This is a genomic window from Vibrio sp. K4, assembly GCF_051122595.1.
Lineage (GTDB): Bacteria > Pseudomonadota > Gammaproteobacteria > Enterobacterales > Vibrionaceae > Vibrio > Vibrio owensii.
Genome location: NZ_CP178577.1, coordinates 832,736 through 845,032 on the forward strand (window position 1 = coordinate 832,736; position 12,297 = coordinate 845,032).

The window sequence follows — 12,297 nt, forward strand, 5'->3', positions numbered from 1 at the left end:
AGCCAATGGTGTTCAATGGGTAATAAAAGGCGATTTAGCCTCAAGTTTGTCATCTTCTTCCCGCTATTTTTGTTTGTCGCAGTTATGATCGTGACTGCGAAGAACTATTACGATGCGATGAATCGTTACATCACGTTGGAGTATGCGCAGATTGATCGTGCGCTGAACCGAGCGATTAAAGTGCTTACCGCTTTAGACTACAGCTTTGTTAATTATTCAAATCCAGCCCATCCTTTGTTTCAAGAACACAACCATATGATAAGAAATGGCATGTGTTACGTATGGCCCATTGACGTATTGCTCTTAGAAAACAAACATTCGGGAGGCTTACCTGCGGTCGAACTGGATTACATGATTGTTGGTCAAAAAGAATTATGTGAGCAAGGTTCCGCTCTGTTTAATTTGGCAGAAAAGAAAGCGGGTTTTGCGCCGTCATTGTCGTTTTTGCACGATATTGAATCGCACATTATAGGTATCCACTATATCGACCAGCGTGGCTACGTTATCTCATCGCCAGATACCTATGCTGAAAACTTTTCCCAAGAGCTATGGAATACGCTAAAAGCGCGGCCATTTTGGCAAAAGACAGCTCAAGAAACCGTAAAAGTCACCATGTCAGGTCCTGCGCCAATGCTGGCTCGTCGTGATGGTCAAGTCATCAGCTTGACAGTACCTATTTATGAGAAGGCCGTTCATCAAGGGGTTCTATCCATTGATTTTGATGTCGATGAACTACTTAAGACCAATGAGAATCTCGCGGGTAAGCTGCATATCATTTCTAACGTCACGCCGATACCTCAAAACGCAATGCGAATTCAACCTGTGGAGCACGACCGTTTAAGTGCTGACCACAGCATTTATTACGAATACAAACTGTGGAGCGAGTTCAAGAATCTTTTGGCGTTCGAGAAATACAGCGTTGCGGTTGCATTCTTTATCTATGTGTTGAGTACCGTTGCTCTATTCTTAGTCAATACTCAAACAGAGCGCCGTTATTTCAAAGAGTTGGCGGCGAAAGACCCGATGACGGGTTTACTCAATCGACGTGGCATGCAAGCGGTATGGCGCAACAAAATGACCAAGAAGCACGTCGCGCTTGCCGTTTTTGATATCGATGATTTTAAAGCGATTAACGATACCTATGGGCATGATGTCGGTGATGATGCAATTCGTCTTGTGGCTAAGTGTATTCGTGACAATATTCGTCATTCAGATGTGGCATCGCGTTTTGGTGGCGAAGAGTTTGTTCTTGCCATCTACGATGAAGATTTCGAAAGCATGCTACGTATATTGGAGCGTGTAAGAAGTGCGATTAGTAAAAACTCGAAAAGGGTGGTTGCTGGTGGTTTTACAGTATCAGGCGGTGTCGAGTTCAAGTCTTCTTCTCAATTAGAAAGCTTTGACGAACTGTTCAAAGTGGCCGATGAAAAGCTCTATGAAGCAAAGAGCACCGGTAAGAACAAGATTTGCTACTAAGTAGTAGATAAAACAAAAGGGCGAATTCATCGCCCTTTTTTGATCTTTAAAACTGCTTTAACTTGCTTTTACGCGACGCGAGACTGCAACTCGTCACGATAACGCTGAATGTGTTCAACGATTGGTGCCGCTTTGTTGAACGTGCGGATCTCGCGGAACAGATCATTTGCTTCTGGGTAAGCTTGGCGTAAGTAAGAGAACCACTGTTTTACGCGGTTCGGATAATACAAACCTTTGTCACCTTTCATTTCAAACTGAGAGTAGTAAATCAGTAGCTCTACGACTTCTGCCCAAACCATTGGCTTATGGTTGTATTTCACCATATTACCCAGATTTGGAATATTGAATGCACCGCGACACACCATCAGGGAATCAACGCCTGTGGTTTCAATACAGCGTTGACCATCTTCGTAGTTCCAAATTTCACCATTCGCAATTAATGGAATGTCAAAGCGTTCACGGATTTGGGTGATGTATTCCCACTTGATTTCAGAGGCTTTGTAGCCGCCTTGTTTTGTACGGGCATGGACCGTCAGTTCGTTTGCCCCAGCAGATTGAATGGCATCAACAATCTCAAAACAGTCTTCAGGGTTTTCCCATCCGAGACGAATTTTAGCGCTAACAGGAATATCGTTTGGAACAGCGTCACGACATGCTTTTACCACGTTATGAATCAGTTCTGGATGTTGAAGAAGTGCCGCGCCACCTTTACTCTTGTTCACCAAGCGAGCCGGGCAGCCGAAGTTAAGGTCGATACCGCGCGCACCAAGCTCAGCGGCTTTGATTGCGTTTTCTGCCATCCAATTTGGTTCTTGACCAAGTAACTGTACGTGAACAGGTACGCCAGATGCAGTTTGTGAGTCTTGAAGAAGCTCAGGGCACAGACGATGGAATACGTGATCAGGTAACAGCTGATCGATCACTCGAACAAATTCTGTCACACACAGATCATAGTCGTTTATCTCGGTCAGGATTTGGCGCATCAAATGGTCCAAAACGCCTTCCATCGGGCCTAATACAACTCGCATAGCTTGCCTAATACAGTTTGGTGGTAAAAAGGAGGGCGATTGTAGCGATGTGAGTGAAGTTTGTCATTAAAAGACTCATCAGCATCGAGCTACATCAACTAGCATCTTATTAACTCTAGGGTATAATGCCGCCAAATTCATGGGAAACCAGATGTCATGCAATACACATTAATTGAGAAAGGTGAAGTTCAGCTAGACGAATCTTCACTGTTTTTGGAAGGTGCAGTATTTGCTGCAAACCTGATGACAAAACCGCTAACACCAGAAAGCTGGCTAGAGCCACTACTTGGTGAAGGTTTTAAAGCCACTCAGCCAGCTGTTGAAGAGCAGATTCACAAACAACATAACTACATTCTGCGTAATGAGTACTCGATTCTTGCGCTGACTAATGGTGATGCAGAGCAACTAGCAGACTTTGCTGAAGGCTTCATGTCTGTGTGGCCAATGATTGAAGAGCAATGGCACGATGTTGTGCTCAACGATGGTCTAGAGCGTATGTTGCAAGCATTATTGACCACCATGATGTTGGCGATTGATGAAGAGCAAACGCAACAGCAAATGCGTGATGTAGGTATTGAGAACCCGCCAGCGTTAGCCGATTTTGTTGATCAACTTGATCTCATGATTAACGAAGTCGCGCTTGGTGCTGATGAGTTGATGGTAGGCAAAAAATCAAAGAGCTTGAACCCGTTTAAAGACGTTGGCCGTAACGACCCTTGTCCTTGTGAAAGTGGTAAGAAGTTCAAACAGTGTTGCGGTAAGTAATTGCAATATAAATAAAAAGCCGACCTTATGGTCGGCTTTTTTGATCTACTTGGTCGGTATTAAGCGTGAAAAGTTATTACCGATTACTGAATTGGATTTTTGCGCTTACCACTAAAGAACTGAGCAATCACAATGAACGCAAGTGCAACCAAGTTACCTGCGAAGATGACAACTAACCACTGAGGCATTGAAAGGCCAAAGAATTGCCAAACAATCTTCGCACAGTCGCCATACGCTTCGAACATCCAAGGCGCCCATTGGTTAAGTGGTGCCCAGCTTGGGAAAGTAACGAATAAATCACACGTTGCGAACGGTGATGGGTTGAACTGATAGTCGACGTGCTGCATCGCCAGCATCAAACCTTTATAAGCACTTGCTCCCCATGCAGCTAACGCTATCCAGCGCACGAGAGGGTTGTTTGGTGCAACAAGACCAATCATGGCCGCGACACCAATTCCCATCATAGCGACACGTTCATAAATACACATAACACACGGTGCTAGCATCATGACGTGTTGAAAGAATAGGGCACAAGCTTCAAAAAAGACGATGGCCAAAAGGAGTAGGAGCCAAGATAAGCGTCCCTTCGAAAACTGGTTAAGTGATGCAAAAATACTCACGGTTACAATCCTGTCTGAAAATATAAAAAAGCTCTGATTACTCAGAGCTTTTTAACTTGGATAAGTTTCCTAATCAACTCAAATTTTTAGTGCCCACCTGACACAACTGGAGTTAGATCACCACTACTTGGCACAATCCAGCCCGCATCGTAGAAGAATGCTGTTGCTGGTTCTAGGAAGAACATGATGCCCATCAAGCCAACAAGCGCTAATACAACCGTGTAAGGAAGCGCCATGATAACCATGCGACCGTATGATAGACGAATCAAAGGTGCTAGTGCTGATGTCAGTAGGAATAGGAACGCAGCTTGGCCGTTTGGCGTTGCAACTGAAGGTAGGTTAGTACCTGTGTTGATTGCAACGGCTAGTAGGTCGAACTGTTCACGAGTGATAAGGCCTTCAATAAGCGCTGTCTTCACTTCGTTAATGTAAACTGTGCCCACGAATACGTTATCCGAAACCATCGAAAGCAGACCGTTAGCAACATAGAACAGAGCAAGTTGAGCGCCCTTATCTTCAACAGCAAGTACTGCATCGATAACAGGTTTGAATAGCTCTTGGTCGATGATAACGGCAACCACCGCAAAGAATACTGCAAGTAGTGCTGTAAATGGCAGAGCCTCTTCAAACGCTTTACCCATCGAGTGCTCTTCGATAACACCAGTAAACGAAGTCGCTAGGATAATTACAGAAAGACCAATCAGGCCAACAGCTGCTAAGTGAAGTGCAAGTGCGGCAATCAACCAAACAGCGATAAGGCTTTGAACCCAAAGTTTCGCTACGTCTTGGTTAGTACGAGTCTTGCGCTCTTCACGGTCGAAATCGACTAGGATTTGGCGAACGTTATCAGGCAGTTGAGCACCGTAGCCAAACACTTTTAGCTTCTCTACAACCGCACACGTGATCAAGCCACAGATGAATACTGGCAAAGTTACTGGAGACATACGAATCAAGAACTCACCAAAGAACCAGCCCGCTTGGTCAGCGATGATCAAGTTCTGCGGTTCACCAACCATGGTAGTAACGCCACCTAGTGCTGTACCAACACCTGCGTGCATTAACAATGAACGTAGGAATGCGCGGTAGTTCTCTAGGTCATCACGCGTTAGCTCAGTGATGGTGTCATCTTGAGTGTGGTCGTGGTCACCGATAGGGTTTCCAGAAGCCACTTTGTGGTAAATCGAGTAGAAACCAACTGCAACACTGATTACAACGGCAATAACGGTCAGCGCGTCCAAGAATGCTGACAAAAACGCCGCTGCGAAACAGAATGCGAGTGAAAGTAACGTTTTCGAACGAATACCAAGCAGGATCTTTGTAAAAATGAACAGCAGAAGCTGTTTCATAAAGTAGATACCCGCAACCATGAATACCAACAGTAGAAGTACTTCGATATTCGCTACCAGCTCGTGCTTCACCTGTGCAGGGCTGGTCATACCGATAGCAACCGCTTCAATTGCAAGCAAACCGCCGGGTTGAAGTGGGTAACACTTCAGCGCCATTGCTAGCGTGAAAATAAATTCCGCTACTAGCAACCAACCTGCAACAAATGGGTCAATTAGGAAGAATACAATCGGGTTAATAATTAGGAAGGCTATAATGGCAACTTTGTACCAATCAGGCGCTTTACCAAGGAAGTTCTTGATAAAGGCATTTCCGAGCGACATCGGCATGATAATTCTCTTTATAACAAAATTATGAATAGACACTACAATAGTGCTTAAGTATCTGTTTGTTAGACTTATTATCTAGTCTTTTAAAACAATAACTTAGAAAAACAACAATCCATTGTTTTACTGTAGTCTTGCCAAGTTACTTCCCCTGAACTTAAGCACCGCTCACTTTCGACCGCAACTCTACACCTCGGCATTTTATAGTCAATAACAAAACGTGATGCTGCCGACTAAAACTGCTTTTTATTTGTAATAACGCGATCAAAACGGCGTTACTATACCACGAAAAGATTAAAAAAAATCACCTTGGAATTTAAAACAAAGTCAATTACGAGAAAAGATAAATTAAGAAAGAATATTAATCGTAAAACACAAATTTATTTTGCATATTTTGAGCAGAAAAATGTGACGGGGTAGGCTTTATTTTCCGTGAGTTTGTGGCTGTTCCAATTTTTGCAAAATATAAATTTTGCGCGTTTGGTTCCAAGTGATTAGGGTTTTAAATTAAGGATATATGTAGAGTATTAACTCTATATTGAGATTTCGTTTCATTTGTTGATCGTTAATTTTCGCAAATCGTTAAGTAGTGGTATGATGAGTCGCATCGACCCTTAGAAATCAATATTGGATAAAAACAGAATGGTCATTAAGGCTAAAAGCCCTGCGGGTTTCGCAGAAAAGTACATAATCGAGAGCATTTGGAACGGCCGTTTTCCACCTGGCTCAATATTACCCGCTGAACGTGAGCTATCTGAACTTATTGGTGTTACCCGTACGACTTTACGTGAAGTGCTTCAGCGCCTTGCGCGCGACGGTTGGTTGACCATCCAGCACGGTAAGCCAACGAAAGTGAACCAATTCATGGAGACGTCAGGTCTGCATATTTTGGATACACTAATGACACTTGATGTTGATAACGCAACGAACATTGTGGAAGATTTGCTTGCTGCACGTACTAACATTAGCCCAATCTTTATGCGTTACGCGTTTAAAGCGAATAAAGAGGCGTCTGAGCGTACTATTCAAAATGTTATCGACTCATGTGAAGCGCTAGTGAAAGCACCTTCATGGGATGACTTTATTGCAGCATCTCCATACGCAGACAAGATTCTGCAAAGTGTGAAAGAAGACAACGAGAAGGATGAAGCGAAGCGTCAGGAAATTCTGATTGCTAAGACGTTCAACTTCTACGACTACATGCTGTTCCAACGTTTGGCGTTCCACTCAGGTAACCAGATCTACGGTTTGATTTTTAATGGCTTGAGAAAACTATACGACCGTGTAGGTAGTTACTACTTCTCAAACCCTGCATCACGTGATTTAGCACTGCGCTTCTACCGCCAGCTTCTAGAAACCTGTGAAACAGGCCAGCGTGAGCAACTTCCAGTGGTGATTCGTCATTACGGTATGGAAAGTGCGCAAATCTGGAATGAGATGAAACAACAGCTGCCAACGAACTTTACAGAAGACGACAGCTAATCGATTGTTGAAGTCTAACGATTTCATATAAAAACCGCAGGTATCACCCTGCGGTTTTTTTGTGTTTGCTTTTCCGAAGCTCGATTTAGGCTAAGGACAGTCTGGGTAATGGTAGGTAAAGGGTCTCAATGATGTCTGATAGCATCTGGTCATAGGTATTGAACACAGTAAGGGACAAGTCAGAGGTAATGTCGTATAACTCCTCTTCACTCAGTGACAGTATTTCACCTTCTATATATTCATTTAGGGATTGAATCGACCTAGCAGACATCGGAGAGGCAACGCTCAAGGGGCTAATTACTGCCAATTGATTAAGCCTTCTAATCATTACCGAGGCGTAATTTCTCATCCGTTCAGGCCCACCTCTGTCTTGCATGTCTTGAATGCTGATACGGAGCTGTGTCAGCGTTTCTAAGCTATCAATCACGGTTTGCCAGTTCATATGGTACTCGTCATGTAACTCGTCTCTCTGGGCAATAGCGAGCCATGCGATGGTAACTTCATCCATTAAGAACAAACTATGACGGATCAGTTTGCCATGCTCCATCTGATTCCGCGCTACTGTGTTGTCCTGCCATTGCTCCATCAACTTATCGATTTTGATTTGCAGCACGCGATACATGGGTTTGTTCTCAAAGCGAGAAGTTTCTACGAGCTGATGCAGTTTATAACCTAACTCCTGATGAATTTGCTCTATCTCTTTTTCATGATGTTGTTGGTATTGGATAGAGTAGTGGGTCACCGCTCGGTGACGGCGCAGTAGGTGAACCACATCGCGTAATAAGGTGAGCAATTGATATTTGCGAGCATGTTGCTTTTCTCGCTTCGCAGCCAAGTGATAGATCCCTGCCAGAATGGCAATTGAGATCAAAGTAGAAATCAAAACAAACATAACCAACTCCTTGTTAGTGCTTTTGACCTAGCAACTATGAAAGAGCAGTTTTGATGCCAATACTTAAAGTTTTTTAAAACAATGACTTACTTTTGGTTAGAAAAAGAAGCTGTACGAATTTGGTGCGTAATCTCCCCAAAAGTGTGAATTTGGTCAAATTACATCGCAGTTGTTTATACCTTTCCTGATTGGATGAAATTAGTGCTAGTTCTAAAGTCGCAAAGTTTTCTAATTGCATTTAATTGCTCAGGAACCCTCGATTCAAGTCACAATGCCGATAGGCTAAATGATGATCTATTTGTATATGCTATGGGTTGTTTATGTGAATAATAGAGGGAATTACTTTGTCCAACGCGTTTGAAATTTGCTTTAGTACAACACCAAAGTCAAAGTTACCTGTAGATGTCAAAAACAAAACAGCCTACAGCCAGTTTAGAAAAGATAATCCGCATATACTCGGCACCTTTATCCCTGCCGGGACTCCGTTCATTCTAAGTAATAATTCGTCTAATTCCGTAGAGAAAATTAGGAATGATAGACCAGATATTGCATGCGCTCTTGACACAGTGAAGAGTTGGTCTCAGGAAACGAAAAGAAATGTGGCCCACCTTTCTAGCGAATTTGGCGATGAAAACTTACAGGCAATAGCATACATCTATGAAAAAGAAATTAAGCCGTTCCTAGATGCAACTAATACCGTTATGGGCGGAAAGTTGGATGAATACACCGCCGCTGGAGCTGCGGCAACCGCGATCAATGAAAAACAGGCTAGGATGAGTAACTTTGGTAAAGCGTTGCTCAGCTATCAGAATGCGCTGATCAATGTACGACTTGCTGCTAAAAGTGGAGCCAAGAAAACTGAACTTCTGAAGCTAGGCAACAAAGTTAAGTACGCACATGACTCTTTAAACAAGCAGTTTCTAAAAGAACTGACTCATTACTCAGGTCGAGTTAAGAGTAGTAAAGGCAATATCTGGAGTAACCCTGAACGAGGAATAAACATAGCTAAAAGCGGCAGGAACTCAAGTAAGCTTCAACTCACATCTCTTGCCAATATACGTTCTGTTAGAGCACTAGAGGTTGGCTCTGATGTTATTGGAAAAAAGATTATTGCCATAGATGCAAGTGTTAGATTCAACAACGTTCGCAATGCGAAGAGTAATGGTAAAGATTGGCAAAAAAAAGCGGTGATGGAAGTCGCAGGCTTCGGAGCGAGTAACGCTGCAGGGGCATGGACGACCGCAAAAGTTGTAACGGCAGGTATGGGGATTGCGTTAGCAGCGGGGCCACTGGGTATTGTAGTACTTATTGGTGTTGGGTTAGGGGCTGGTTATGCGGCTGCAAAAATGGGTGATTGGTTTGGGCAAGGTTTAGCAGAAAAAACCTATGAAACTAGCTCTAAAGTAAATTGGTTTTAAAGGAGTAATTGTGTTTTATTTCGATCTTATAGTGATGATTGTTGGTTGGACATGGTTACTGAGCACATTGGTTTTTATTCGTGTATCAGCAAAGCGGATTGAGACAAAAATATTGCAGGATGGTCACGATCCAATTGGCTGGGACAGAAATGGGTGGGGTTTTAGATTTCCTATGTACGCCTCAGTGTTGATGCGAGGTAAACCAGCGAAAGTGTCGCTGGTAGAAGACAAACTTATTCTAAAGTATGCGACAGTCTTTGACCGAGTGCTTGCGTATATTGTCACAATAAGCTTCGTGATGGCACTTGCTTTGGGAGCAGTAATGGGGTTGGGGCCTGAAGAGTACAGAGTGAAAACCAGTTAAGCGCAGGGCTCTGTAGAACGGTGAGTACAAGCCTAATTGAAAGGCCAAATCCTGCTCTAGGGAGCAAAGTGTTTTATTTTGATATTGTAAACATGATTATTGGATGCACTTGGCTAGTGAGTACCTTGCTTTTTATTCGTATATCGGTAAAGCGGATTGAGAAAAAAATGTTGCGGGATGGTCATGACCCTATTGGTTGGGACAGCAATGGGTGGGGTTTTAGATTTCCGATGTACACATCAGTATTGATGCGAGGAAAGCCAGCCAAAGTATCACTTGTGGATGACCAACTAATACTAAAATACGCAACAACGTTTGATAGAGTACTTGCGTATGTTGTAAGCATCAGCTTTGTGCTTTTCCTTGTGTGTGGTGCGATCATTACTTGGGGGCCGGAAGAGTATAGGTTGCACTAAGTAATTTTCTCTCTTTGTAAAAAAGGCTTAACTGAACTAGTTAAGCCTTTCTATTATGCGAAGAGGATTACATTACACGCATACCTGGTTGAGCACCTTCGTGTGGCTCAAGAATCCATAGATCGCTACCACCAGGGCCAGCGGCTAGGATCATGCCTTCAGACATACCAAACTTCATCTTACGAGGTTTTAGGTTAGCAACCATTACAGTTAGCTTACCTTCTAGCTCTTCAGGTTTGTACGCTGACTTGATGCCAGAGAACACCTGACGAGTTTCACCGCCGATATCTAGTTGGAACTTAAGCAGTTTGTTTGCTTTTGGCACTTCTTCACAAGAGATGATGCGAGCAATACGCATATCAACCGCTGCGAAAGCATCGAACTCAATCTCTTCAGCGATTGGATCTTTATCTAACTCAGTTTGGCTAGCTTTGTTCTTTTCTGCTTCCGCTTTCTCTTTTGCTGCCATTTCTGCCGCAGCGTCTTCTTTCGATGCTTCGATCATCGCTTCGATGTTCTTAGGATCAATACGGTTGAACAGCGCTTTGAACTTAGTGATCTCGTGACCAGTCAGTGGTGCAGCAATACCTTCCCAAGTTAGCTCTTCGTTTAGGAATGCTTCAGTACGCGCTGCTAGTGCAGGCATAACTGGTTTCAGGTAAGTCATCAGAACGCGGAACAGGTTAATACCTACAGAACAAATTTCTTGTAGCTCCTGATCTTTGCCTTCTTCTTTTGCAACAACCCAAGGTGCTTTTTCGTCAACGTATTGGTTTGCTTTGTCTGCTAGTGCTGTGATTTCACGGATCGCACGGCCAAACTCACGAGTCTCGTAAAGCTCTGCGATGCGGTCTGCTGCTGCAACGAATTCGTTGTATAGCTCAGGCTCTGCAAAGTTTTCAGCAAGCTTGCCTTCAAAACGTTTAGAGATGAAGCCAGCGTTACGAGAAGCTAGGTTAACAATCTTGTTTACTACGTCAGCGTTAACACGTTGAGTGAAGTCTTCAAGGTTAAGGTCTAGGTCGTCGATACGGCTGTTTAGTTTTGCCGCGTAGTAGTAACGCAGACACTCTGGATCTAGGTGATTCAGGTAAGTGCTTGCCTTAACAAACGTACCTTTAGACTTAGACATCTTCGCGCCGTTTACCGTTACGTAGCCGTGTACGAATACGTTGTTTGGCTTACGGAAACCGCTGCCTTCAAGCATTGCTGGCCAGAATAGAGAGTGGAAGTAAACGATGTCCTTACCGATGAAGTGGTAAAGCTCCGTTGTGCTGTCTTTCTTCCAGTATTCGTCGAAGTCTAGACCTTCAGTCTTGTCACATAGGTTCTTGAAAGAAGCCATGTAACCAACCGGTGCATCTAGCCATACGTAGAAGAATTTGTTCTTCTCGCCTGGGATTTCGAAGCCGAAGTAAGGTGCATCGCGTGAGATATCCCACTGTTGCAAACCAGATTCGAACCACTCTTGCATCTTGTTTGCGGTTTCAGATTGTAGAGAACCTGAACGAGTCCACTCTTTTAGCATGCTTTCGAACTGAGGTAGGTCGAAGAAGAAGTGCTCAGAGTCTTTCATTACTGGAGTTGCGCCAGATACTGCTGATTTCGGGTTAATCAGTTCAGTTGGGCTGTACGTCTCACCACAGTTATCACAGTTGTCGCCGTATTGATCTTCCGACTTACACTTAGGACAAGTACCTTTTACGAAACGATCCGGTAGGAACATTTCTTTCTCAGGGTCGAACAGTTGAGAAATCGTGCGGCTAGAGATAAAACCGTTTTTCTTCAGCTCAAGGTAGATGTGAGAAGCCAGTTCACGGTTCTCTTCTGAGTGTGTGCTGTGGTAGTTATCAAAGCTAATATCAAAGCCAGCGAAGTCTTTTTGATGCTCTTCGCTCACTGCAGCGATCATCTCTTCTGGCGTAATACCCATCTGTTGTGCTTTTAGCATGATTGGCGTGCCGTGAGCATCGTCAGCACAGATGAAGTTTACAGTGTTGCCACGTAGGCGTTGGTAGCGAACCCAGATGTCAGCTTGAATGTGCTCAAGCATGTGACCTAGGTGAATCGAACCATTAGCGTACGGAAGGGCACAAGTTACCAGCAGTTTTCTTGGATCGTTTGCCATACTTAATAATCGCTTTTTGATAGGTATAAAAAATAGAG

11 protein-coding genes are annotated in these 12,297 nt (G+C 43.7%); 6 read left to right on the plus strand and 5 right to left on the minus strand.

What is annotated here, in order from left to right; translation table 11 throughout:
* The first annotated feature begins 15 nt into the window (after positions 1–15).
* Complete coding sequence (locus ACLIIY_RS03890; protein ID WP_434528135.1) at positions 16–1,476, plus strand: GGDEF domain-containing protein; 1,461 nt, start codon at positions 16–18, stop codon at positions 1,474–1,476.
* Positions 1,477–1,544: 68 nt separating this feature from the next.
* Here the strand turns inward: ACLIIY_RS03890 and dusC are convergent, their stop codons facing one another.
* On the minus strand, positions 1,545–2,504 hold the full coding sequence (gene dusC / locus ACLIIY_RS03895; protein WP_434528136.1) for a tRNA dihydrouridine(16) synthase DusC: 960 nt from the start codon (positions 2,502–2,504) through the stop codon (positions 1,545–1,547).
* Between the two features lie 156 nt (positions 2,505–2,660).
* Between dusC and ACLIIY_RS03900 the strand changes: the two genes are divergently transcribed.
* Positions 2,661–3,269 (plus strand): SEC-C metal-binding domain-containing protein, encoded by a 609-nt coding sequence (locus ACLIIY_RS03900; RefSeq protein ID WP_434528137.1) that lies wholly within the window; start codon positions 2,661–2,663, stop codon positions 3,267–3,269.
* Between the two features lie 83 nt (positions 3,270–3,352).
* On the opposite strand, the gene dsbB is transcribed toward ACLIIY_RS03900, so the two are convergent.
* Together dsbB and nhaB are read right to left on the minus strand one after the other, a co-directional pair.
* Positions 3,353–3,889 carry a disulfide bond formation protein DsbB gene (gene dsbB, locus ACLIIY_RS03905; protein ID WP_032802976.1) on the minus strand — a complete coding sequence of 179 codons (537 nt, stop codon included), beginning with the start codon at positions 3,887–3,889 and terminating at the stop codon, positions 3,353–3,355.
* 86 nt (positions 3,890–3,975) lie between these two features.
* Positions 3,976–5,562 carry a Na(+)/H(+) antiporter NhaB gene (gene nhaB, locus ACLIIY_RS03910; RefSeq protein ID WP_005439621.1) on the minus strand — a complete coding sequence of 529 codons (1,587 nt, stop codon included), beginning with the start codon at positions 5,560–5,562 and terminating at the stop codon, positions 3,976–3,978.
* 639 nt (positions 5,563–6,201) lie between these two features.
* On the opposite strand from nhaB, the gene fadR reads away from it, so the two are divergent.
* Entirely contained in the window at positions 6,202–7,041 is an 840-nt protein-coding gene (fadR, locus tag ACLIIY_RS03915) for a fatty acid metabolism transcriptional regulator FadR (protein WP_005439619.1), read from the plus strand.
* Between the two features lie 85 nt (positions 7,042–7,126).
* On the opposite strand, the gene ACLIIY_RS03920 is transcribed toward fadR, so the two are convergent.
* Positions 7,127–7,933, minus strand: a complete 807-nt coding sequence (locus tag ACLIIY_RS03920) for a hypothetical protein (protein ID WP_038897685.1) — start codon at positions 7,931–7,933, stop codon at positions 7,127–7,129.
* Positions 7,934–8,277: 344 nt separating this feature from the next.
* Between ACLIIY_RS03920 and ACLIIY_RS03925 the strand changes: the two genes are divergently transcribed.
* The 3 genes from ACLIIY_RS03925 (at position 8,278) to ACLIIY_RS03935 (ending at position 10,131) form a co-directional block, all read left to right on the plus strand.
* Positions 8,278–9,351, plus strand: coding sequence for a hypothetical protein (locus tag ACLIIY_RS03925; protein WP_038896046.1), 1,074 nt, complete (start codon positions 8,278–8,280; stop codon positions 9,349–9,351).
* A gap of 10 nt (positions 9,352–9,361) precedes the next feature.
* Positions 9,362–9,715, plus strand: coding sequence for a hypothetical protein (locus ACLIIY_RS03930; RefSeq protein ID WP_041058036.1), 354 nt, complete (start codon positions 9,362–9,364; stop codon positions 9,713–9,715).
* 68 nt (positions 9,716–9,783) lie between these two features.
* The gene (locus ACLIIY_RS03935) at positions 9,784–10,131 is read left to right on the plus strand and encodes a hypothetical protein (RefSeq protein WP_434528138.1); all 348 of its coding nucleotides are present in this window, start codon (positions 9,784–9,786) and stop codon (positions 10,129–10,131) included.
* A gap of 67 nt (positions 10,132–10,198) precedes the next feature.
* Here the strand turns inward: ACLIIY_RS03935 and metG are convergent, their stop codons facing one another.
* Positions 10,199–12,259 (minus strand): methionine--tRNA ligase, encoded by a 2,061-nt coding sequence (gene metG / locus ACLIIY_RS03940; protein WP_005439615.1) that lies wholly within the window; start codon positions 12,257–12,259, stop codon positions 10,199–10,201.
* Positions 12,260–12,297 lie beyond the last annotated feature (38 nt).

Coding starts and splice junctions, on each gene's coding strand:
- nhaB (WP_005439621.1), bottom strand. CDS start 5,562: ATGCCGATGTCGCTCGGAAATGCCTTTATCAAGAACTTCCTTGGTAAA.
- ACLIIY_RS03890 (WP_434528135.1), top strand. CDS start 16: ATGGGTAATAAAAGGCGATTTAGCCTCAAGTTTGTCATCTTCTTCCCG.
- dusC (WP_434528136.1), bottom strand. CDS start 2,504: ATGCGAGTTGTATTAGGCCCGATGGAAGGCGTTTTGGACCATTTGATG.
- ACLIIY_RS03920 (WP_038897685.1), bottom strand. CDS start 7,933: ATGTTTGTTTTGATTTCTACTTTGATCTCAATTGCCATTCTGGCAGGG.
- metG (WP_005439615.1), bottom strand. CDS start 12,259: ATGGCAAACGATCCAAGAAAACTGCTGGTAACTTGTGCCCTTCCGTAC.
- fadR (WP_005439619.1), top strand. CDS start 6,202: ATGGTCATTAAGGCTAAAAGCCCTGCGGGTTTCGCAGAAAAGTACATA.
- ACLIIY_RS03900 (WP_434528137.1), top strand. CDS start 2,661: ATGCAATACACATTAATTGAGAAAGGTGAAGTTCAGCTAGACGAATCT.